Origin of the sequence: Pseudomonas khorasanensis (assembly GCF_014268505.2) — a bacterium.
Classification (GTDB): domain Bacteria; phylum Pseudomonadota; class Gammaproteobacteria; order Pseudomonadales; family Pseudomonadaceae; genus Aquipseudomonas; species Aquipseudomonas khorasanensis.
Window position 1 is genome coordinate 81,895 of record NZ_JABWQP020000006.1, and the last position, 22,418, is coordinate 104,312.

Here is a 22,418-nt window from a genome sequence, read left to right on the forward strand (position 1 = left end):
CGCATTGATCCGTTGCGCGTGCTCCAGCGATTCGCGGAGCACGTCCAGGGGCCTGGCCATCATCTGTTCGGGGTCAACCTTCCAGAACCAGGCCAGGTCATAGGCGACGGCAATCAGGTCGGTGATGGCGCCGACGCCGCACTCATGAAAAAACTCGCAACGGCCCAGCTCAGCGCGTTGAGGTCAGCCAGGTCCAGCTGGTTGACCGACGACGGCGGAATGCCGGCGCACACGGCGATGTATTTCGCCGCCACGTCCATGTCGAGGCTGACTTCTTCGCTCTTGTCGATCTTGTACGGCAGCGCCTTGATCGCTCGCACTTCCTGCACCGTCGGACGGCGCAGGACGAGTTCGGTCAGGGGCTCGCCGTGAGCTTCGATCGCAACCTGAAGCTTCACGGCGCCGCTCATTGCCAGGTCCCCTTGATGCCTTCGAACTTCAATTCGATGGTGGCGTCATCGCCTTTGGAAACGGGCTCTTCGACCAGGTAAGCGCCGGCCAGCACGTAGACTTTGCCGTTGCTGAATTCGCAGGTGACGGTGATATCGGTGCCTTCGATCAGCTTCTTCAGCGGAAAGTCGGCAGTGTGCAGCGCGGTCACTTTGAACGACGGCGCGATGTCGGTTTCCTTGTAGAAGCCGGGCACGACAGTTTCGCGTTTCACGGCCATCAGCGGGGCTTCGCAGCCGCCATTGATGGTCAGTTGTGCGCCGTCGACCTTGACGTAGCAGGTGCCTGCAATCAGTTGACCCATGGTGTAACTCCCTTGAAATAAAAAGCCCACGCGAGGTGGGCTGAATGCGTGACGCCGAACGCGGTTATCAGGCCGCGTCGTCGTACTGCAGGCGGAATTGGTTGAGCAGTGCGAACACGCGCAGACCGTTGATGTAATCCGGCGGGAACAGCACGTTCACGCGGCTCGGGTCCTGCACGTCGCGCTCGACGATCAGGTGCTCGGCGAACAACTCGGCGTTCTCGACGTGGCCTTCGAGTTCGAGCTTGGCGTACTGCGCGATCAGCTCGCCGCGAATGGTCGCTGGCGTCACGATCGGCTGGCCGGCGCCGAAACGGGTGCCGTCGGACGCCAGTTTGTGCCGACCGTATTTGCTGGTGATCACGCTTTGCAGACGGCGCACGATGAACGCCGACTGGTGCATGGTTTCGCTGTCCAGATAAGAGTTGTCAGCCTGGCCGTAAGCGTTTTTCTGGTAGGTGGTAATCGAACGCTGAATGCGCACGTAACCGCCTTCGTAGTAAGCGGTGGCGATGCCGTAGTTGAGCAGCGACTGACGCTCGGTCAGGGTGAAGCGCTCGCTGGCCGGCGCCGGATCGACACCCGGCAGGCTGCCGCTTTGGGTCGGACGGCTGGCGTCGGCGGAGATGAACACGGCGGTGCGTGCGGCCAGTGCGGCAGCTTGCACCCAGAACGGTTGTGGCACGCCCGGTTCCACTGCCTGAATGGTCATGTGTTGGTCATTGCGGGCCTGGCCTGCGGCAACGAGTGTGCCGACAGTGCCGCGCTTGGCGCTGTAGATGTGACCGAACAGTTGCTTGGCCCACGACCAGCGACCGGTGCTGTCATCCATCACCGCTTGCCAGGTATTGAGCGTCGACTGGTCGGACCATGGCAGCGCGATAAATTCGAACGGCTCATCGCCCAGTGCCGCGACGGCAGCCATCTGATCCGGCACACCGACGCCGCCAGTCATGGCGGTCACGGCGGTGGTCAGGCCGGCCGGGGTTTCTTCGCCGTTGCTCTTGCCCAGGCGATTGAATTGCAGGCTGATGTCATTACCGCTGTCGCCAGTCCACTTGGCAGTGAGGGTGACTACACCTTCGGCAGCGGCAGCGCTGACCGGCAGATCCGCGGTGGCGTTGATTTTCTGCGCCAATGCAGTGGCCGCTTGTGCAGCGGTGGCCCCGTTTACCACGGTAGCCTGCACACGTACGCCGCCAACGTACAGGTTAAGCATGCCCGCCTGAGTCGCGGTACCGGTCAGGGTCAATACGCCCTTGGCAATCGCGCCCTCAGCGTTGTGCAGCGGCAGGCACCAGATTTCGCCGATCGGGTCAGCCTTGCGGAAGGTTTCGTACATGGATGCGAGCATCGAGCCTTGGCCGCCGATGCTCTTGGCCAGCGCAACACTGGACACCAGCACCAGTTTGCCGACTTCGCTCGGGGCGATGTTGTCGTTGACCTGAGCGACGATCAGACGGCGCATCGCCGAGGTCGCGCTATTGGCGGCCGAGTTGTCCATCTCGGCATAGAACAGCGGTACACGAATGTCCGCGGGGATGTTGCTGAATCCGATCGCCATTATTTGGCTCCCTGTGGTTTAGCCGCTTTCGCGGTTTTAATGGTGATATCGCCGTCGGCCAGACGCCGGCGCCACCAGGCGCTGTCCAGCACTTCACGGCCTTCGACGGGCAGCAGATCGCCCGCCTCCGGGTCAGGTACGACACGGCCGGCGGCCGGCAATACGGTGATGCGATTGCTCATGGGGTTACGTCTCCAGAGAAAGTCATTTCCACGCGCCCATCAGGGCCCGGGCGTTTCAGGTTGGGGTCGGCGGGGTCGATCGCATCGACCCGCACGGTGGCCCCGGCAAAGGACGACAAACCGTCCAGTTCGCGCTCGTGCCAACTCTCCGCAGGCTGATCGGGCAGATTGCGGCCAAGCTGGAACTCGGCAAAAAAGCGAAGCCGGTAAAAGGCGCGGCTGCTATTGATCGAAACCAGTTCGCCGCCGTCATAGGCAATCGCGCTGTACTCGGCATCCAGTTTGAAACCGACCAGTGCGCGCCAAAGCTCCGCGCGCAGGTCGTGCAACAGATCCAGCGCTTTTGTGGCGTCGGTGGCGTCAAGCACGAGGACGATTTCGAAGCGGTCACGGATCGGTTGGGTGATGAGGTTTTGCGCGGTGCTGCCACTGGCCACGTCGGCCAGTGGCAGCACATGGGCCGAGGGTGTCGGCAGATTCGGGTTGCCTTGCAGCAATGCCAGATCGACACCCACAGCGATTCGATCGACCAGGGTTGGGCACTGAGCACGCAGTTGCGTGACCAGAGGAGTCATTTTCATGAGGAGGTACCGAGTGGGGCCGTCACAGGTCCGCGCCTGCACTTAACCCGGATTAACGATGTGCCTCAGCCGTTGGCGGTCGGGCAGGGTTTTCCTTAGAACCATCTGCCGATGGCGAAGCAGTCAAAAGAGACCATTTGCTCGTCGCCTTGCACGAACTGTCCAAGGCTGAATGCACAGATGCTGGCGAAACCGAGGCCCCGGCTGTAGGCGCCGACGCTGGTCACCTGTCTTGCCACGCCCAGTACGCCAACCAGGTTCCCGATCACAAATCCCGGCGCCACGAACGGTATCGGATACGTCCAGTTAAAGCCCATATTGGACGGGTTGTTGAACGCAATGCCACCTCGCCCGTAGAGCGTGCAAATCAGCGTACCGTCGGCGAACTTGACGTACTCACCATTGGCATTCGCGCCACGTTCAATGACTGCACCTGTCGGAATGCCTTTATCCTGGCTGACCGTTCCGACCACCGCGGCGATGGCCGCACTTCCCAGTCCGAGGCCCGATCGAGCAGTCGCCGGGGTAGTTCCGCCCGTGCCACCTCGTGCTACCGGTACGAGAGCGTCCGTGGCCACAGCGCCGAGCCCCAGCGCAAGTCGAGCCGAGGCGGCATCCGTCGAGCCGGTTCCGCCTCTGCTCATGGGTAAGACATCAAAATTTCCCGTAGGACCTAGCGCAGCCAGTTTCGACCCGTACTGAACATTCAGATTGTTGAACGCATCGGCCAGCGCCTTGGGATATCCCTGCACCGGCATGATCGAATACGCTGCATCGTTAGCCGTTGCCCCTTGGTAAGTCGGGGTAATGGACAGCATGTCCGGACTGGCAATATTGGTGACTTCATACTGTCGCCCATCCGGGCCGACGAAGGCATCGCCTACCCGCACGTTGGTCACGAAATCCACATTGACGCCGCTCACCGCAGGCGAGCTGTTGCTGACATTGACCGTACCTGCTCTAAGCCATGGCATGGTTAATCCCTTGTTTTTTAGCAAAAAAAACCGCACTTGGCGGCATTGGGGTGTGATGGCGATCTCGGCCAGGGATGTACGGGAAAGCTACGTCAAACTGGCAGCCGGCAAGATCGGGTCAACCACAATGATCGGAACAGCGGGCTGAACAGGCCAATCCGGCGCCACTGGCCAGACAGCTTGTGCGGCCACTTTGCCCAAGCTGAACTTGTACGCTTTCCAATGTTTCAGGTTGGCAAGCAGTGCTTGCTGCTCCGCCTCATCGTCAGATGTCGCCTCGCCCAGATCGATGCCGTAACCGAGGGTCTCGATACGATCCTGAATGCGCTCGACCTGCATTGCGGCCGATTCGTTTCTGGTCTTGAGCAGTGCTTGAGCTTCGGTCAATCGTGCTGCGGCAGCCGCTGCCTCTTTCATGGCTTTGGTGATCAATTGCGACCAGTCAATATTCATACCTCAACCTCCGCTTGCGGCAACGGCTGTGGCAATGCCACGTCACCGTCAGGAATATCGATCAGGTTCGCGGGAAAGGCTTGCGCCTGGCTGTAATGAGCAGGAATCGGCAGCAACAGGTGAAGGATCAAGTGACCCTGCTCGTGGGAAACATCACCCACGAACCATTCGGAGTCAATCGCACTTTGCGGCAACGTGTCGCCGTCGGACAGCTGGGAGAAATCGAAGGTTTCGCCGTTCACGGTGATCAGCGCACCCGACTTGTGCAGTGTCAGAGAGTCGTCTCTGCGCTGCGGAGACAGAACAATGTTCATCAATACCACCTGCCTATGGCGATCAAATTGATTTGCGCAGCCGAGGCTGCGTTCGTTGTTGCGATAGCGCGCCAGGCGCCCCAGTTGGCAATCGAAGGAGGAATCCAGGCACTGGCCATGACGCAATCGACGTTTACCCTGCCAATCGCTGCGGACGTCACAGTAGGTATCGACGCGTAGGCTGAGGGATAAGCACCGGGCGCATAGGCATCGCTGCCGAATAACGCACCTACTCCATAAGTACCCGTCGAGTTGGTAGCCATGACCTTCCAGCAAACGAGCGTGCCATCGGCAAACTTGGTGTATTCACCATTGGCGTTGGCCCCCCGCTCAATGATTGCTCCGGAAGGCGCCCCGGCACCCGAAACGACCCCAACGATGTTGTTCTGTCGGTAAACCATGCGCCATGGGCCGAAAACGCCCGTACCGTATTGATCTCGCTCCCAGGTGCGTAAAGTGCCACCGCCGGCGATGCCGCTGACCTCGTGCCACGCCTGATGAACCGGCTGACCGACGTATTTGATGGTATCCATCAAACCGTAAGATGACCCTGCCGGTTTCACGCCGGTTGCGGTGTTAATGACAAAACAGCGTCCCGCCGGAACAGTCGCCGTGTCGTCGATGTTGCCGTTGTAGACCGGGGCGTCACCGCCGATCCCAAATGCGCCAACCTGCATGACGCGCCCGGCGGTTGCATCGCTGGGAGTGGTTTGAACTGTGGCGGAAGCGGCACTGCCCAGCTCCAGAGCAGCGCGAGCTGCAACCGGCGTTGTGCTACTGGTTCCCCCTCTGGAAACTGGCAGTACATCGAAATTAGCGGTTGCTCCCAGCCCCGCAAGCTTCGCTCCATACTGATTGACCACGCTGCGCAGCTGATCCGCGGAATCCTTGACGTAACCTTGCATTGGCGCCAGTGAATACGCCCCGCTAGCGGAACTGCCGCGGTATTCCGGCAAAATGGATAGTGCCGTGTCGCTGGCAATATTAATGACTTCGTACCATCCTCCATCGGGGCCATGAAAAGCATCACCTATACGGCTGTTGGCAATAAACGCAGTGCCGCTACCGGTGACGGTGGTTGAATTCTGGACGACAGTAACTGTTCCAGTTTTATACCAGGGCATATGTACTCCAGAAATGTTAGAAAATTGCAGGGCGCGGTCACGACCAAACAAAAGACATACGTTGTCCGCCTACCAAGCGGGGGACACTTATTCTTTGATAATTGGAATGGCCGGCATGGAATAGTAGATAGCTTGGGGAATCCCCGGATAATTCGTAGTGAAGCCAGTGCGTGAATCGAGCATCAATCTCGGTTCGCCATTGGCAGCGAACCCCCATCGGATATAAGTAATCGCATTGACCGTCACGCCATTGACTGCCACTTGTCCCAACTCCACATCAAGCGCCATACCGACGGCCAGATAGATACTCGAGCTGGTAATCCATGAAGCTGGGCGATAGATATCCATGCGTGCTGCACCGGCAATCGGTTGTCCCGAGACCAGTATCCAATCCTGGGGAGCGCCGCCCAACTCTCTTTCAAAGACCGGGGGGCGAAGCAAGGAATCAAACACGACTTCCCCGCGTTCATTGCGCACGCGCATTCCATAACCACTGATGGAACGCAGGTTATAGGCGTAAACGCGTATGGCAATGGTCTGGGATGTATGGCCGCCGTTGCCGATAAAGGCCAGAACAGCCCCTGTCCAGTTTCCCGGCCCACCAAGGTACTGGACACTGTCGTAGAACAGCGCAGGATTATTCCATGCCCTGACGGCCAGAATAGGTGGTGCCGCCGAGGTTACCGGATAGGGAAAGACCAATTGATACACTGCACTCGTACTGACCGCTATGTTTTGTTCCAGCAAAATTCCGAGATTATGGAATTTGCTATCGATAATTGTTGCACCGCCGGCGTTACGCACGAGAAGCCCAAAGCTACTCATGATTTCGCCACCACATAGAGCGTCCCGGCAGTGTGGTAAGCATTGCTCCACCAACCGTAGAATCCCCACTCGACATAGCCATCGCGCATAAATGCCCACACCGGACGCTTATTGACCTCGTTGCCGACCACATAGGCAGTTGCATTGTTTGAGTTAAAACCAGGCAAAGGAAAAGTTCCCGAATCGGCAAACTTTACGGGCATCGAATGAATAACTCTCAGTGCTCGATCAGTCACATCAATGGACATTTTTCCCTGCGCGTCGAACGTTCTGAATCCGAAAGTCATGTTGAGAGCATCCCCATTTCAACGCGTACCGTGCCAGCCTGATCCACCACCGTCCATCGGCCACCTTTGTCCAGAGTCCAGATGGGCGTGCCATTGTTGGCCAATGCCGTGGATTGGATGACGTTGCCAATTTTTGCGTTGGTGATCGTGCCGTCCTGGATGAAGGCAGAATTGATGAAGGTCTGATTACCAGAAACCGTGAACGGTGACGTCGGTGTTCCTTTGGCCAGGTTCAACAACATAAAGGTGTCCGCCCGCACTACGAACTGCGATGAAACACCGGATGGATCAACCTGCAGGCCGAGACCGAACGACGCCGCGTATCTCTGGCCACCTGCAGTCGTGTCCATTTTCACCGACCACAGAGTCGACAACTTACCGCTGGTATCCGCCAATGCTGTTGCAGTCTCTCTGACGGTTGCGCTGTTTTGCCCGACCTGTGCGGTCAACTGGTCGATTTTCGAAGCTGTCGCGGCGTTCGTCGTCGTCACCGCTTTTTCGAGCGAGGTGACAATCGCCGTGTTCAGATCAGTGGTGACCTCAACAGTTGAAAGACGCTGTGCCGTCGCCTCGTTCTGGGACGCTCGGACGCTGCTTTCGACGGCGATCGCCGCGGTGCTGGTCCAGCCTTTGAGCGCATCCGCCAGCTCGCCTTCACCGTTGTCGTCCCGAGACGCTGCGCGCAGCGCCTGGAATGCGGCGGCCTGAGCTGTTACCGCGCCGTCGATCTTGCTGATATCGGCGGTGTTGGTGCCGACCTGCTGAACAAGACCGGTGGCGGTCTCGACCGTTTGCCCCACATCGACCCAGTACTGGGCGTTCGGCGGTGGCAGATTAACGGGTACGAGTGCTTTGGCCTGATACAACCGATCGCCCTGACGCACGATGGCGTATTTCGCATACGTTCTCGTCGCGTCATAGCTTTCGCCAAGGGCATCAATCTGGTTCTGCAGTCCGGGGATTTTTTCGATGTCGCTGAGCAGGTCTTTACCCAGTTCGGTCTGCGAGATTTTCCCCGCGAGCATGTCGAGTATCGGTCCGGCCTCGGAGCTCGCTTGGCCGAGTACGCCGTTGCCTGTCGGATACCAAGGCCCGATATTGCCCGTGCGATCAACCAGCCTTGCCCAGAAGAAAAACGACGTTCCTGCCAGCAGGCTCTGCATCGTGTAATCACTTTGCGGATAGGCCAGGTCGGCCAGCTTGGTAGCGGCCTCGAGGTTTGCCGTTGGCCCGTACCAGATTTCGGTGCGCTGCGTGTCTTCGGCACCCGCGGGAAACTCCCATTTCAGGCCGATGCCGAACAGCAGGCTGTCCGTCTTGAGGAATGTCACCGACGGCGGTGGTGTGGTTTTCCCTGACAGTTGAGTCTCGACTGACGTCGCGTAGATCGAGCCGATGTCCAGCGCATTGATCGCCCGAACCTTGGCCACGTAACGCCCGGCATAGATGCCGCGCACCTCCATCGATGCCCCGCCGGTCCGGCCGGCATACACCCATTCGCTGTCGTTCTTGCGCCAGTAGACCTCGTAGGCGATGGCACTGGCCGGGCGCGCCCATTCGATCGTCATCACACCGATCGCACTGCCTTGGTCGACAAAGTGGTTATTACTGATCGTGACCGAAGCCGGAGGCGCCTGTATGCCTGGCGGTATGACCGTGACAGGGGGGCGCTCGATACGAGAACCGTTGTCGATCGCTCCGTACTTGCTCGGCACATGTTTGACTGCGCTGATGCTGTACTTGATGTCGCTGTCGGTGAAGTCTTCGGCAATCGACAGCACGCGAAATTGCTGGGTCGCCAACGACGATGAATCAATGGCCCACATCGACTGCGCCGGTGGAAGTTCACTCAAGGGTTGAGCAAGAACCACGCGCTGAGCCTCATTACTGATGCTCACTGATTTGATGACACGGGAAACGGCTTTACCCGTCGGCATGATCAGGGTGACGGTGTCGCCGGCTTCGGCACTGACGTGAGCGTCCAGAGTCAGTGTCTGGAGCGTCGCGTCCTGCAGACGTCCACCAATGCGTCGCCCGGCACGGTCGTTGTCGGCTACCCGAATTATCTGCCCGGGGCGGGTCAAGGTACCGTCCAGACCGACCGAAAAGGAGACGCTTTCTGTTTCCAGACGATTAGTCAGCAGCGCCCATTTACCAATTCGCTGGGCCTGTGCCTGAGAGGTGCAACCGGTAGCCGTGATTTCGGTTTGTTGTACACCGTAACGCGCGATGCCGTCGGCATCGTCGACGTACTGAACCTTTTGACGATAGAAATCTGCCGGATCATTCCAGCTGACCAGCGCTACGGTGTAACGAGTCTTCTTCGCCGACCCGCCGTAGACGAACTTGCCGTCAATGACGTTGGCGTTGGAATAGGTGTACACCGGATCTTCCGGGATATCGGCAACCGCCATGACCGAACCCGCGCCCCAATACGACATGCCACGAAACGTGGTGGCGAGGTCCTGCAAGACCTTCAGCGCATCGGCGCGTACCGACAGGTAAAGGTTACAGGTGAAGCGCGGTTCAGTACCGCCCTTGCCGTCGGACACCGGCTGGTCGCAATACTGACCAATACGGTACAGCTCCCACTTATCGACCTGACCGGCATTGAGCAAATGGCCCAGACCATAGCGCGGGTGCAACAGCAGATCGTAATAAATCCAAGCCGGGTTATCGGTCCAGGCCGACTTGAAGGTGCCATCCCAGACACCGCTGTAGACGCGGCTTTGAGGGTCATAATTGCTCGGCACCCGGATGATACGTCCCAGCAATTCGAACGAACGCGATGGAATGGACTGGAACTGCGACGCATCGAACTGCAGACCGATGACCGCAGAGCCGGGGTAACGCAACTTGGCGTCGATTACCTCGGTGCTCGATTCAACACTGGTGGTGTCGGCAATTGTGCCGCTGGTGGAATTCGGCGTCAGCCTACGCACGCGCAAGGTCCAGCCGCTTTTGGCGGGCGGCAAATCGATGCGGTGCGAGCGTTCATATTTAGAGGTGGTCTTGCCGCTGAACGCGGACGCCAGCACCTCGACGAACGCAGCGCCGTCGGTGGCCAGATCAATCGCGTATTTGACCGTGTAACCGTTGGTGTCGCCGTTACTGGTATTGGTCTGCGCCATGCGCGACACCGCCAGGCGAATCCGCACAGCCGACAGTTGCAGATTGGTAAAAGCCTTGGTCCACGGTTGGTCGCTTCGCAGCTCAACGGCCGCGACCGACTCGTTTTCCACGGCTGGGAAACCGGGGATGTGTGCCTGGTCCTGGCTACCGGTGCGAACATCCAGCGTCACACCGTCGAAGTTCAGACTGCCGTCTTCATTGCCCAGCGGCGTTTCATCCAGAAACACCGAGCGAGTATCGTTTTTCAAACCGACGATTTCGCCTTCGCTGACGAGATCGAGGATACGAGCATAAGCCGTGCTTTGCAGGCTGTCTGGAGCCTCTACGGAGGGGCGCGGCTTGGCCCCGCCGCCTTTGCTGCCAGCGAGAATGAGGTCAGTCATGGCTTTCCTTCAGGCGAAATAAAACCCGCACAGGGCGGGTTGGGTGGAGGCCGGTAACCGGGAGGCGCGTTAGAGTTGATCCTGCGCGTAAATCCCGGCACTGATCACGGCGCTGCCGATAATGGCCTGCCCGTAAAGCAGACCTACCGGATTACCTTGAGCGCTGGTATTGACCGGCCCGTTGAAGCTGTAACTGGCGCGGTTGGCCGGGCTGTCCTGGGCGCCGAGGCCTTTGGCTTGTGGCGATAGCATCTGCATGACGCCACCGAGCACCATCGATATGCCCACTGAACCAACAGCCCCCCAGGCGCCGCCAGCAGCAACGCCTGCAATGCCTCCGGTGAAAAACGCTGCCGCCGCGATCAATGCGATTCCGACAATGGTCTGCAACGACCCTGCCCTTTTGCTGCCAATAACCACAGGGGCAATTCGAATATCCGTCTTGCCACTCGGTGCTCTAAGCCTGTCCTGGCCGATATTGTCGCGCCCAAGAAAGATGGAGTACGTCACTCCCCGATATTTTGACTCCATAAGAAAACGCTCGAATCCCGGAATCAGAACGCACAAGGCATGGATCGCTTCCGCTGCGTTGTTTACAGCTAGACGGTGTATACGGCCAAAGTTGGCCCCCAGAGTGCCGTAGAGGCGAATCGTCCTGAGTTTTTGTTCATGCATCTCATCGCTCCTTGCGTAGACCTGCGGTTCGGTTTCGATCATTTGGTTTGGAGTTTCCCGGCGATGAGGACATTGTCGAGCCATGCCGCCAACAGCTCACCGTCACCTCTGCCCAGTACCCGCCGTAAGTGTCGCGTCTGCTATCCCGACCATACAGGTGATGGAGAATGGTGCCCGGCGAAGGAAAGTGCTGCGGCTCACTCTTCAGCATGCCGTCTTCGAGAAAAATGGCTGCATGGTTGGGCACCGGTGAGCGAATCTGCATCAGCACGATATCGCCCTGCTTCGGTCGGTTGACTTGTTCGAAGCCGGCGGCAGGCAGATTGTCCAGATAGAGGTTGCCCCCTTTATCCCACCATCCGTCCTCGCGCAGATAGTCACCCAGTTCGATGGCCATTTCCCGTCGGTAATAGTCCAGAATGATGCTCAGACAATCGTGCACACCATGAGCAAATGCGCGCCCAATCAAGGGGGCCTGATAGCCAATGGGTTTGATAGTGACCAGTTCACCTGCGTAAACCTGACCCTCATCGTCCTTGCGGACTTCGAGAATGTGCCAAGGCAATCCCGATACCTCACATGAGACCCGGTCCGCCTCACTGGCAGTCGCCGGATAATCCGGATGGCTGTGAACGACGGCGAAGATCTCACCGCACTCTTCAGCTTGCGCATAGTCTTGAGGAGCCAGACGAAAGTGCTCGCTGGGTGTCGTGGCGATATTGCGGCATGGCATGTAACGTTTTCGGCGCCCGTCGCGAATGATCAAACCGCAGCACTCGCTGGGATACTGTGCAATGGCGTGACGCGAAATCGCATTCAGGATGGCCTTGTTCATGCTCAGCTCCGAACCAGGCCAGCAGCCGGGAATGAGCCGTACGGCAGCGGATTGTTTTCACCAAAACGCAACTTGCAACTGCTCAGGCGACCGCCACATTTGTCCTTGGCGGCATCGCTGACAATCACGTCATTGGCATCCGCCACAGGGCCACCGGTATAGCCGCAGTAAGGACCTCGGTAACCACCGCAACTGAGCCACCAGCAGACGTTGGCTACGATTTGTCGGCGCGGCAATTGCACGCCATTGAAATCCAGAGCACTGGCGAGTTCGAACTTCACCACTTCGTTGTCTTCACTGACTTTGCGTTCGATGTACCAGACGTCCGGCGGCAGTTCTTCTTCCGGATCGGCCTCGGGCTGGCCATCAAGGTATTTGCCCAACGTTCTATGACGAATCAGCCGGGAACCGACCAGGTCTTCGAAATACAGCACCAGCGCGGTGATGAAGCCGCCGACATTGCCCACCGATAATGATGGGGTTGGCTGTGTGCCCTGCCCCGTCAGCTCGAATCCTTCGGCCTGTATCGGCCACGGTGAATATTCCAGGCCTTGCCAGAAAATCGAGGCTTGCTGTGGATATCCATGGAAACGGTACAGCTCGGCACCGAGGCTGGTGGCATCAAGTTCAAACAGCTCGACCCAGGCGCCCGGTTCCAGCAATTGAATATCTGCGCTTATGGACATTTGACTCTCCGTAAAAAGAAAACCCCGCAGCAGCGGGGTTGGAGTTATGACCGCTTGCCTGGACGGGTCTACGGATGAAACGCTTGCTCGAACGTAGCCGCAAGCGTAAACAGACCAGCACCCATCGGGGTCGGTTGGTAGCCTTTGCAGCGGTAGAGGGCTGGCTCACCCAGCGGCGCAGTCCAATAGAACGGCGTGGCGCCGGCGTGACGATCAAGAAACTGCACGATGGCTTTGATTCGCGCCTCATCGCCGACAAACGCCAGCGGCCAGGACTGCGATTTGTTGTTTATGCCGTCGGCGGCGACTTGCTGATAGCCATCGCCAAACTTCGCGGACTTCAGGCGAAACTCGACATTGCCAACGGGTTCAATCTTCGGGACCCAGCTAAATGTTTCGATGGTCATGTTTTCTCCGGGCGTGAGTGGTTGCGACCGCTCATTTCAGCGGCCATTGATGGCGGACCAGATCTGCCCACCCGGTTTGAGGTCGCGGGCAATTTGCTCGGCAGCGCCCTGTTTCGCGGCGCCGGCGTAGGCTTTGGCAACAGTCTGCGAATTCATGTCGCCGACAGCGCCACCGTCCGAGCCGTCACCGACATTGATGGTTTGCTGAATCACTACTTGATGACTGCTGGTACCGCCCAGTGCGCCACCCTGCACCTGAACACCGAGTGAGCCATCGGAGCCACGGCTGAGCGGCATGATGGCTTCCGGTCCGGCTTCACCGAACAGGGCCATGGGTGCGAGAGTTGGCCCGGTCGCGACACCGTTTGTGAATGCGCCGCCCTTGGCGAATGTGCCGTATTTGAAATCCGCCCCTAGCGACAACTCACGGTTGAAAACATAGCTATTGCCGCCCAGATCGCCGGTCGTTGTGCCGGGCGCGGCGCTACCCCCTGTTAAATATGCCGATGCCGCCGTTCCCACCAGCCCGAACAACGAACTCAAACCTTTGGACATCGCCGTTTGTGCAGCCAGTTTGGCCATGTCACCGAGCACCGATTTGGCGAAATCGGAAAACGAAAACTTGCCAGTCATTGCAAATGTCGAAACTGCATCGCCCATGGTGTTGAATGCACTGGTGAACACTGCCCTGGATTTGGCTGCGACGTTGTTGGAACTTGTCAGGTAATCATCCCAGGCGGAGGTAGCCCCGTTGATCCAGTTGCCCTGTGCTTCGGTCATCGCCTCGTAGTTGCTTTGAACCTGCAGAGTCATCTGCTCGTGTTCGGTTTTCAGCTCACCGAGCTTCATGCCGTAATCAGCACTTTCCTGGGGCGCAATGCCTCCCGCCGCGGGCGTATCCAGCGCCTTGCGGGCCAGCGCATATTTCTGGTCGATTTCACTCAACGCCTTGGCGCGTTCACTTTCCCTTGTACCCATTGCAACTTGCGCGGCAGCAAGAGCACCTTGGTTGCGCAACTTGTCAAAATCGTCTGAATAGTTGATCTGCTTGGTGGCTTGCTCTTGACCATCGACATAGGTCGCAATGTTCGCCTGAGCAATCGCACTGGCTGAGGTATGCAACGTCACGCCAATTTTCTTTGCCGCGTCCTCGATCTGCTTTTGCATCTGCCGCAGCTTTTGTTCGGTAATACGCGACGCCTGGGTCCAGGCTTGTTCAAGGCCGTCGAGGTTCGGCGTCAACCCTGCTGAGGAAATAACTGCCATGTGCATTTCTCCGGGCTATGAAAAACCCGCCGAAGCGGGTCATGTAATTGTCTGCCTACCGCCATTGCTCAATTGCACGTTCGAGGGACACCCCCCGACGCTGTTCATGGGGCATGAAGTCCAGCAGTTCCGCCAGGCCGCCGCCCAACCGGTAGGTCTGTAGCGCAACCATCGCGCTCCCCGCCTCCAGCCGCCTGCCAATATGTAGCGAACCATACCGATCGATATAGCGGCCCCAGGCCAAGGCTTCGTGGTAGGTCATGCGCTCCTTGGCTTCGGCAATCGTCCGGCCGCCGACTCCGTTCAGCACCAACTCGTGCCAGAACTCATCGGCGGCGGTCAGTTTTTTGTTGAATGACCACCCGTGCCATTCACCTCATTGACTGCATTGAGCAACAAGAATCCCAGGGAAGGCTCGAGGTTGTAGGCATCGTCATGGGACAGCGCTTCCGTGCCATCCGCCCCCAATGAAACCGAAGCGGCGATGTAATTCGCGTTGCGGCTTTGCTCGCTTTCGTCCTGGACGAACAGACGCTCGATGACGCCGAACGACTGGCGCCGGATATGCAGAATGAACGTGTCGGTCACTTCCTTGCCCGACTTGCCGTCAAGATGCGTCCAGCTGACTTCTTTCTTGATCGGCTGACTGTCGACAATGCCGCCCTTGGCTTTCAATTGTTTGAGGTTCATGGCATCTCTCAGGCTTTCTTGATCCAGGCGGAACCGCCGGTACGCTGAATGGTGACAGTGGTGGTGACCACGGTATTGAGAGCGAAGTTGAACGGGAAGTCCGACACGTAACCATCGAAGGCAAACCAGGTACGGGTGGCTGGCAATTCGAAGTCATTGCCCTGCGCATTCACGCTTGGCGCCACGCCTTTGCCGTCCGACCAGCCCACAACCCATTTGATGCCGGTATCACCATCGGCTTCCGACAATTGATGCAGACGGATATGGCTGGCGTTGGTCGGGTCAGCGTTGAGGCCGAGGCTGGCGGTACCGGGTGTACGGAGACCTTTTTTATAGGTGCGCTCTTCAGCATTGAGACTGGTGTCTTCAATCTGTTCTGCTGGAGCACCACCCGGATCGAACGAAGTGGCGTGTTCGATCTCCAGCACGGTGTATGGGCCGGTGCCTGTGGCTGGCGGAACAAGGGCGAAAATCTGAGTACCTTGGGTAAGAATCGACATCTGGCGTTCTCCAATGAACGAAAAAACCCGCAATGCGGGGGTTGGGGTATTACCGGGCTTGAACTGTCTCGGCGTTGCGAGCGGCGTTCAGTCAGGGTGCAGGTGTACCGTCCAGATAGGGCGGTGCGTTGGGATCCGGTTCTCGGCTCTTGATCAAGTCGACCAGCGCCTGATTGCTTTGCGCCAACAATCGTATGGAGGCACTCAATGCCACCTGACTGTCGGACTGGATTTGCAGCGCCGCAACCAATCGGTTGATTGCGGCCAGATCTTCGTCATTCATGTTCAGCGTTTCTCTCTTTGCTGGAATCAGGGATCGGTCGGTGAATCGCGCGGCGGCACGTCGCAGAGGCCAATCCGCTTGGCCGCCCAGCGTTCATATAGGCCGATTGCTACATCGGCGCCGGCCATCGCCGTCAGGCAACCAAACGCGCCGGCGGCCCAGATAGATAATCCAGCGGCATACAGCAGCATGATCGCCGACACACCGCAAATCATGCAGGCGCCGGAGCGCAGTGCCAGGCGCCGCACCAGCGACCAGCCGCGCGCGCCTTCCTTGTCGGCGCGCCACATTTCGCCGGATACCCCACCAATCACGGCAAGGAGGATGACCAGCCAAATGGGCATGTCCGCCAACGCTTGTTGCTCGTTTGTCATGTCACGCCTCCTTGAGGTGAGTGATGAGTGAGTGTGGAATTACGATTCTATTCAGGCAGGCATTCCAAAAAGCCCGGTGCTTGCACACCAGGCTTTTCAGTAATGCGCTCCTTCGCCTTCCTTCAAATCCTGTGTTCAAGAAGGAAGCTGACTTTTCGGCGCTACTGGCGCGGTACGAGTCCGTTCATATTGTTTTTCCGACCGCGGTCCCTGCCCGCCGGATAACTGCTTCTGGTGCTTTACGCTGCACACCCGGGTCAGTTGCCAACCCTCTGAACCGTTGAGGCCGGTTCATCGCTGCCTGTTCTTGCGGAACTAAAGAGCTTGTCTTGCCAGCCGCGTTGTCGAGCGGCTTGGTTGCAAGAATATGCATGGATGCATATACAGTCAATGCATTAATGCATTTATTTATGCATTAATTTTGCACGCATGCATTGAAGCCGCGCAGGACAAGGGCTGGATGGATTTCTGCAGGCGAAAAAAAACCTGCCTGGCGGCAGGTTTCGGTTCGATCGAAGGGGGTCAGCGGGCGTACATGCCCCACCAGAAAACGTGGCCGAGAATGACGATCTGCTCTTCCTGGATTTCCTGGAAGCTGTAGTCCTCGTCCGGGTGTTCGTCGCGGTTGAAGCTTCGCAGGCGGATGCCGGTGGGAAGGCGATAAAGTTGCTTCACGCGTAATTGGCCATTGTGGTTGATTGCATAAAGGTCGCCATCAATGATGTCGCCTATGCCGCATTTGCCAGCATTCACACCGACGGTGGCACCATCGCGCAGCACCGGCAACATGCTGTTGCCGCGCACCGTCACGCACTTGGCCTGGTCGAACTGAACGCCGTTATGGCGCAGGCTACGCTTGCCGAAGCGCAGGCTGGAGCGTTCGCTCTCCTCAATGACGAATCTTCCTGATCCTGCAGCCAATTCAACCTCGCGAAGAAACGGCACCGACACCTCGTCATCATCGACGGGGGTGTCGTCGTCCCACAGCATTATGTCCTTGAGTTCCGCGTGCACATCAGCACGCCCGGCAGCAGCCGATGGCGCAACGTCTGCGCGCCCGCGTAGCTGATCGGTACTGATGTTGAAGTACTCGGCAATCTTCGAGATGTGTTTATCCGAAGGATCGACGATCTTCCCGCTGAGGATCCGAGAGAGAGTGGATTGAGGCACGCCTGTGCGACGGTGGAGCTCCGTGGGGGAGATCCCGTGCTGGTCGAGCAGTGCTCTTAAGACGGAGGATACGTTGCGTTTTTGCATAACGCGCATAGTGCTTGAAGTTTTTATTCAATACAAATGCTGAATTGCATAAATCGTGCATACGCCGTTTTTTTCAATGAGAACACCACCCGCCGGACGCGATGCCTGCGTCGGCAAGAGCGCCCATGGTAACCTTGCGCCCATCGCGGAAAAGCCCGGCCGTTGCCCCGCTTTTGCCCTACATCTTTTAACGAGTTGCCTGACAATCCGATGAATAAAGCCGTCTCCGACCTGTCCTCCCACACCCCGATTGTGTTGGAGTAATTCAGCTTTTAGGCCTCTGCCCCTCGTGTTTACTGGGTTAGGACGCCAATTTGGTTCGCATGCATTTATGCATGATTGGCACTGAGTGGCATTGTTTGGCGTACGGTTTGCCCCATTTTTGCCCCATGACAGCCGGGCGCTGATTGAGCGGCAGAGCACTCACCATCGACCGACTTTCCCGCACTATTGCAGAACAGACGTTCAGGAACTAGCATCGACCCATTCCAAGGTGCAAGCCCGCCAAGCCCCACAAGGGCGATTCTGGGCAGATCTTCATCTTCTCCAGATCGATCTCTGGGTAGCTTTGAATCAGCCGGGAACTCAACTTCAATTACTGATTTGGGTACCGACCAATGTTAAAGCACCTCGCGGCTTGCCTAGGGATTGTTGCTACATCGCCTCAGCTACGACTTCTCTTATTTCCCATATCACTTTCCATTCCTGTCCTATCCTTTGCCTTGCTGATCTGGGTGAGTCACTCCACATAGTCGCAAGCAGAAAGCTGCTTTTCCACATGCCTGATAGCTTTGGGTAAAGGGGAGCGATTGAATTATCGGGGTATGTATCGGAATTCGCCCCCCTTCTGGAGCCATTGCAGGCCGCTTTAGCCCACCAAAAACGGCGCTTTCTCCCTTCGCCGTTGGCGTACAGTGGGCTCAAGCGGCCTCCCATATGACCTAATTTTCCCTTAAACATTAAAAGCGAAGCCATTGATTTGGCTTCGCTTTTTTATTGTTTATGTGGCTTATTTACGCTCTTTATTTACATGAAACCGGTCTGCATCATAGTTCTAACTAAGAACTTGCACAGGCTTACCGTCGACTATCCTGTAGCTCCTTTGAATGAGTGTTATCGGGTTCGACGTGAAACTCTCTACGGTGGTGATCTGAGTGATATCTGATAGATCTCCGATATTTAGCTCTAACGCCCCTCGATCATTTAGTGCCTCAGGTTCAGCGCCAAGACATAGTCTGTATTCTCGTTGCCAAGCATACTCAATCGGTTTGCGAAACAATCCTATCGGGCCGCTGTAGTCGTTGAAATCTACGTAATCGACCTGGCCGTAGCCACCTTCAAAGAAGGGAGAATTATAGAGGTGAGGGTGGGTTGCAATAGCTTCTGACAGCCTTCTAGAAAACTCTACGTGGTTCGTAATACGAAGGACATGGGTACCAAACTCTCGGAAACGCTCACTGAATTGCAGCATTCCATTTTCGAGCCCCCAAATCTGACCGTCATGTCCGGCTGAGACAGAACCCAGGCAGTACACCATGACGGTTTCAGGTCGAGGCAAATGCAGGGTCATGATTGTCTCTGGGTTCAATACGATTTCGTCGTGACCTTCAACCTGAAGTGCGAGCTCGCTGACAACCCCATCCCTCATGCCAGAGCTGAGCTTAAGGTACACATTCTCAAGCTCGTCCCTTCGAAGTGCAGCGCCGGCTTCACCTTCAAGCTTCGCGAAAAAGTCGACGCTGTTCATGTAAAGCAGACCACGCTGCAGCGCATGTAGTCGATCTAAATTAGCCACCTTGAACAGCATCCAACATTGCTTATTCGGCATGCGGTCAGGTACCGCTTGCATCTGCACTTCACCAGATACCATCTTGCCCCCTAATCTCTACAGATCATTGTTCAACCAACGGGATGGAGACTGACAACGGCTCGACGCTTGCGGTGCCACCTCCGCACCCCCTAATCGCACGGCACCGATATTATCGTCAAGGTTCGCTAAGGCACCATTCACTTCACCCCACATCAGTATCACCAGGCACTACCGCACCAGGCGAGCCAAAAGGTACAGGCAAGTTCACACCACCAATCCAAGGGCCAAATAAACCTGACGTTATAAAGCTAAATTTCCAGCAGTGGCTCTCTCTTTCCTGCTCCTAGTAGCGTTTCCCTTGAACTCGTAGTAGCTTAAAGCCACCCTTCGCATTAGGCAGCATCATTAGGATGAATACCCATAAGAAATTATCTGAATCGCGAATTTTCCAAGCAGCGCTGTTTACCCCTTTAGCAATTGGCTCTTGCTTGCTCACAGTGATAGCTTATTTCAACTCCAATTATTCGATCTGTTTCACATCCGATTGTATAAACAATTTTTTCAATCTGTATAAGTATCCGCTGTCAATTATGGGGCTTGGGATCCCCCTGAGCGCGATTGCTGCAGCAGTCCATCGCTCAGAGGAAACATCCTTACAAATTAAGGCCTCACAAAACCAGCTCGACGAAACCTTAAAACAGAACAAATTCAATAACTACATAAAGCACAAAGAAGAATTCACTGAATTCCTTGAAAAGCTAGAAGGGGTTTGTGATTGCAAATTTACCGACCCACTTTACCTCTACAAGAGCATATTCCCAAAAAACAGCTATCGAAGAGTAAGCTTCAGAGCCCACGGCCATCACGACCTTAATCTTTTCCCCAACAAGTTCCTTACAGACCTAAAAAACAATATGTGGGACTTCGTGGCAATCTTGTACGATGATGCATCTGATAATAAAAAGCTTACTGAAGCAATTCTAGCTCTTCACCAAATAACACAATCCCTTAAGTTAAGTAGAAATACTACAACCAAGCACGACTCGGAAACGCGGAACCTTATATGGCCGGATAATTTTTCGGAAACCTCTTTCAAAAATCTACAACGTATCATTCGAAGCCTAGCTTCCTTTTCTACTTTCGAAGAGGAGCAAAGTGAAAAACGTGATAACGCTATGAACCTCTTGAGGCGACAAGGTTCTGGTCATACCAGGTCCCGTAACTTACTCGCCATGGACAGCCTCGCTGCAGAAATCGACGACTGCCTGTAAGCCAAATAACAAGTTCATATTGATGAAGATCGAGTAGTTGGCTGTTGTGCTGTGATCGGCAAAGCGCAGTGGGGCTTTGCCCTCACAACTCACCGGCAGCTCACTGTCCAAAGTTGATCCAAGCGTGTCGTATAGCTTTGACTCATCATCTCCCGCCGCATGCCCCAGTCTGGATTGCTCGGCACACTTGCGGACCGGAGCGTCCCCCTCCCCCATCTCTCATTGATTTTGTCCAGTACCGCCATCACCCTCGTCGCCTCAGTGGGTTGTGAAATGGCAAACAGATCGTCCGTGTATTCACCCGGCTGGCATAGACTCAACAATAGGACTTCCGCCTTGCTGTAACTGAAGCCAGGACGGAACACGCGATCAAGTGCGTCGACGGCTGCCGCCGTTAGCAGCCGAACATCATCCGTTGGATAAGGTAGATCGACCACGACACCGTTTGCGTATTTAGCCTCATCGGGATTGAACATGCCGGTGCGTATGCTGACTCGAATCTTCTTGCACAGCGACTTCTGTGCCCGGAGTTTCTCCGATGCCCGCATCATGTAGGTTGCCACGGCCTCCTTGATCGGCGGCAGCTCCTTCAGCCTTTTGCCGAACATCCGGCTGCAGCAGATCTCCTGCTTTGGCGGATCCGGCTCGTCCAGCTCCAGGCACGGCGTGCCAGCCAACTCCCGAGCAGTTTTCTCGATCACAATGCTGAAGTTTTTTCTTAACGTCCACGGGTCGGCCTTGGCCAGATCCATGGCGTTTTTGATACCCATGCCATCCAAATGCATTTTCATGCGCCGGCCTACTCCCCACACCTCCGCTACGTCCGTATTACGCAGTACCCAGTCGCGCTTGATTGGGTCGCAGATGTTCACGACGCCACCGGTTTGCGCCTGCAGGCGCTTGGCAGTGTGGTTGGCCAGCTTGGCTAAAGTTTTGGTGTGAGCGATGCCGACACCGACCGGGATGCCCGTGCAGCGCAGCACCTGGCTGCGGATCTTGCGGCCGAGGGCGTCTAGGCCATTAATGCCGGTAAGGTCGACGAAGGCTTCGTCGATGTAAAGGAAAGATGTCAACCCATGGACATCGATTTGGATGAATATTTGTCAGGTTTGAATTAGGTATCCGATGTCCATAGACCACACGCACTTTTCACGGAAATGCATCAGGTGGTGTCCATGGCAAATACGCGAATTTTGTGGCGATGAAAGCTAGCGTGATCAAGATGAGCCCGATTCAAAAGTCCGAAGCTCATCCAATCTGGTTGTATAACTGGGACTCTTAAGCTCTCTCCTCATACCCCATTAAGGTCATACAGGGGGTGCTGGCAGTCCGCAATGTACCTCTTCCCCACTTGGCATTTATCTCATCCAAACATTCATCACTCGCCCGCTTGCTTCTGGCTGTGATGGCACAAATAGGTCGCCGGTGAAAGCATGAGCACTGTGCTGGAGGCGCTATCTGGACATCCTTACCCCGTAGCAGCTGTAAATTACGGGCAGCAATCGACCCAATGACGGTGGAGACAGCGAATTTGAGGGCGATTCACTAAACAAAAACAAGGCCGCAATCACGGCCTTGTTTTTTTTGGGGTGTTACTCGTGTGAATGGCCGTGCTCGGCGCTCTCGGAGGTTGCGCCTTTCTCGCCACCGCCGCATGCCGTCATCAGTCCTAGGAAGCAGATCAGAAGCATCGAACGAATCAGAGTAGTTGGGGTTTTCATGGGAAGACTCTTCATAAAATAGGTTTAAACAAATGATCTGTAGTCAGGCTGAACGCTGGATTTTCGGCAG

The 22,418-nt window shown here is 56.5% G+C and carries 27 protein-coding genes and 1 pseudogene; 1 reads left to right on the top strand and 27 read right to left on the bottom strand.

Translation table 11 applies throughout. The annotated features are described in order from the left end of the window. Positions 1-113: 113 nt before the first annotated feature. The 24 genes from HU727_RS15190 to HU727_RS15305 all read right to left on the bottom strand — a co-directional run bounded on the left by HU727_RS15190 (position 114) and on the right by HU727_RS15305 (position 19,395). Positions 114-410, bottom strand: coding sequence for a phage tail assembly protein (locus HU727_RS15190; protein ID WP_007908778.1), 297 nt, complete (start codon positions 408-410; stop codon positions 114-116). Then, on the bottom strand, positions 407-754 hold the full coding sequence (locus HU727_RS15195; RefSeq protein WP_007908779.1) for a phage tail tube protein: 348 nt from the start codon (positions 752-754) through the stop codon (positions 407-409). The genes HU727_RS15190 and HU727_RS15195 overlap by 4 nt, the downstream gene beginning before the upstream one ends. A gap of 67 nt (positions 755-821) precedes the next feature. Then, positions 822-2,318 carry a phage tail sheath subtilisin-like domain-containing protein gene (locus HU727_RS15200; RefSeq protein WP_186533065.1) on the bottom strand — a complete coding sequence of 499 codons (1,497 nt, stop codon included), beginning with the start codon at positions 2,316-2,318 and terminating at the stop codon, positions 822-824. After that, positions 2,318-2,500: a DUF2635 domain-containing protein gene (locus HU727_RS15205; protein WP_186533066.1), complete on the bottom strand. Its 183-nt coding sequence runs from the start codon at positions 2,498-2,500 to the stop codon at positions 2,318-2,320. Before HU727_RS15205 ends, HU727_RS15200 begins: the two co-directional genes overlap by 1 nt. After that, on the bottom strand, positions 2,497-3,081 hold the full coding sequence (locus HU727_RS15210) for a phage tail terminator protein (protein ID WP_186533067.1): 585 nt from the start codon (positions 3,079-3,081) through the stop codon (positions 2,497-2,499). Before HU727_RS15210 ends, HU727_RS15205 begins: the two co-directional genes overlap by 4 nt. 95 nt (positions 3,082-3,176) lie before the next feature. Next, positions 3,177-4,055, bottom strand: a complete 879-nt coding sequence (locus HU727_RS15215; RefSeq protein WP_186533068.1) for a hypothetical protein — start codon at positions 4,053-4,055, stop codon at positions 3,177-3,179. Between the two features lie 87 nt (positions 4,056-4,142). After that, complete coding sequence (locus HU727_RS15220) at positions 4,143-4,508, bottom strand: phage tail protein (RefSeq protein WP_186533069.1); 366 nt, start codon at positions 4,506-4,508, stop codon at positions 4,143-4,145. Continuing rightward, a complete protein-coding gene (locus HU727_RS15225; RefSeq protein WP_186533070.1) occupies positions 4,505-4,822 on the bottom strand; it encodes a hypothetical protein in 318 nt (105 codons plus the stop codon). Before HU727_RS15225 ends, HU727_RS15220 begins: the two co-directional genes overlap by 4 nt. Then, on the bottom strand, positions 4,822-5,946 hold the full coding sequence (locus HU727_RS25735) for a hypothetical protein (protein ID WP_225919845.1): 1,125 nt from the start codon (positions 5,944-5,946) through the stop codon (positions 4,822-4,824). The genes HU727_RS15225 and HU727_RS25735 overlap by 1 nt, the downstream gene beginning before the upstream one ends. A gap of 87 nt (positions 5,947-6,033) precedes the next feature. Next, positions 6,034-6,771: a hypothetical protein gene (locus HU727_RS15235; protein ID WP_186533071.1), complete on the bottom strand. Its 738-nt coding sequence runs from the start codon at positions 6,769-6,771 to the stop codon at positions 6,034-6,036. Then, positions 6,768-7,058 carry a hypothetical protein gene (locus HU727_RS15240; protein WP_186533072.1) on the bottom strand — a complete coding sequence of 97 codons (291 nt, stop codon included), beginning with the start codon at positions 7,056-7,058 and terminating at the stop codon, positions 6,768-6,770. The genes HU727_RS15235 and HU727_RS15240 overlap by 4 nt, the downstream gene beginning before the upstream one ends. Next, positions 7,055-10,573, bottom strand: coding sequence for a TipJ family phage tail tip protein (locus HU727_RS15245; protein ID WP_186533073.1), 3,519 nt, complete (start codon positions 10,571-10,573; stop codon positions 7,055-7,057). The genes HU727_RS15240 and HU727_RS15245 overlap by 4 nt, the downstream gene beginning before the upstream one ends. Before the next feature lie 69 nt (positions 10,574-10,642). Beyond that, a complete protein-coding gene (locus HU727_RS15250) occupies positions 10,643-11,248 on the bottom strand; it encodes a tail assembly protein (RefSeq protein ID WP_186533074.1) in 606 nt (201 codons plus the stop codon). A gap of 1 nt (position 11,249) precedes the next feature. Then, positions 11,250-12,083 (bottom strand): C40 family peptidase, encoded by an 834-nt coding sequence (locus HU727_RS15255; protein WP_186533075.1) that lies wholly within the window; start codon positions 12,081-12,083, stop codon positions 11,250-11,252. 2 nt (positions 12,084-12,085) lie between these two features. Continuing rightward, a complete protein-coding gene (locus HU727_RS15260; RefSeq protein WP_186533076.1) occupies positions 12,086-12,769 on the bottom strand; it encodes a phage minor tail protein L in 684 nt (227 codons plus the stop codon). A gap of 68 nt (positions 12,770-12,837) precedes the next feature. Beyond that, positions 12,838-13,176: a phage tail protein gene (locus HU727_RS15265; RefSeq protein WP_186533077.1), complete on the bottom strand. Its 339-nt coding sequence runs from the start codon at positions 13,174-13,176 to the stop codon at positions 12,838-12,840. 36 nt (positions 13,177-13,212) lie between these two features. Then, a complete protein-coding gene (locus HU727_RS15270; protein ID WP_186533078.1) occupies positions 13,213-14,442 on the bottom strand; it encodes a phage tail tape measure protein in 1,230 nt (409 codons plus the stop codon). Between the two features lie 55 nt (positions 14,443-14,497). Beyond that, positions 14,498-14,752 carry a hypothetical protein gene (locus tag HU727_RS15275; RefSeq protein WP_186533079.1) on the bottom strand — a complete coding sequence of 85 codons (255 nt, stop codon included), beginning with the start codon at positions 14,750-14,752 and terminating at the stop codon, positions 14,498-14,500. Between the two features lie 29 nt (positions 14,753-14,781). Beyond that, positions 14,782-15,132, bottom strand: coding sequence for a phage tail assembly chaperone family protein, TAC (locus tag HU727_RS15280; protein WP_186533080.1), 351 nt, complete (start codon positions 15,130-15,132; stop codon positions 14,782-14,784). Between the two features lie 8 nt (positions 15,133-15,140). Beyond that, a complete protein-coding gene (locus tag HU727_RS15285) occupies positions 15,141-15,632 on the bottom strand; it encodes a phage tail tube protein (RefSeq protein WP_186533081.1) in 492 nt (163 codons plus the stop codon). Positions 15,633-15,723: 91 nt separating this feature from the next. After that, positions 15,724-15,915 carry a hypothetical protein gene (locus HU727_RS15290; protein ID WP_186533082.1) on the bottom strand — a complete coding sequence of 64 codons (192 nt, stop codon included), beginning with the start codon at positions 15,913-15,915 and terminating at the stop codon, positions 15,724-15,726. A 26-nt stretch (positions 15,916-15,941) separates the two neighbouring features. Continuing rightward, positions 15,942-16,289 carry a phage holin family protein gene (locus HU727_RS15295; protein ID WP_186533083.1) on the bottom strand — a complete coding sequence of 116 codons (348 nt, stop codon included), beginning with the start codon at positions 16,287-16,289 and terminating at the stop codon, positions 15,942-15,944. Between the two features lie 522 nt (positions 16,290-16,811). Beyond that, complete coding sequence (locus HU727_RS15300; RefSeq protein WP_186533084.1) at positions 16,812-17,555, bottom strand: LexA family transcriptional regulator; 744 nt, start codon at positions 17,553-17,555, stop codon at positions 16,812-16,814. A gap of 1,045 nt (positions 17,556-18,600) precedes the next feature. Further along, positions 18,601-19,395: a hypothetical protein gene (locus tag HU727_RS15305; protein ID WP_217847132.1), complete on the bottom strand. Its 795-nt coding sequence runs from the start codon at positions 19,393-19,395 to the stop codon at positions 18,601-18,603. 371 nt (positions 19,396-19,766) lie between these two features. On the opposite strand from HU727_RS15305, the gene HU727_RS15310 reads away from it, so the two are divergent. Continuing rightward, positions 19,767-20,627: a hypothetical protein gene (locus HU727_RS15310; protein ID WP_186533086.1), complete on the top strand. Its 861-nt coding sequence runs from the start codon at positions 19,767-19,769 to the stop codon at positions 20,625-20,627. An 89-nt stretch (positions 20,628-20,716) separates the two neighbouring features. On the opposite strand, the gene HU727_RS15315 is transcribed toward HU727_RS15310, so the two are convergent. The 3 genes and pseudogenes from HU727_RS15315 to HU727_RS25870 form a co-directional block, all read right to left on the bottom strand. After that, a complete protein-coding gene (locus HU727_RS15315) occupies positions 20,717-21,700 on the bottom strand; it encodes a DUF4113 domain-containing protein (protein WP_225919846.1) in 984 nt (327 codons plus the stop codon). A gap of 144 nt (positions 21,701-21,844) precedes the next feature. Continuing rightward, a pseudogene (locus HU727_RS25970) lies at positions 21,845-21,928 on the bottom strand (DUF4113 domain-containing protein); the annotation flags it as partial. 291 nt (positions 21,929-22,219) lie between these two features. Continuing rightward, positions 22,220-22,348 carry a hypothetical protein gene (locus HU727_RS25870; protein WP_256556348.1) on the bottom strand — a complete coding sequence of 43 codons (129 nt, stop codon included), beginning with the start codon at positions 22,346-22,348 and terminating at the stop codon, positions 22,220-22,222. Positions 22,349-22,418 lie beyond the last annotated feature (70 nt).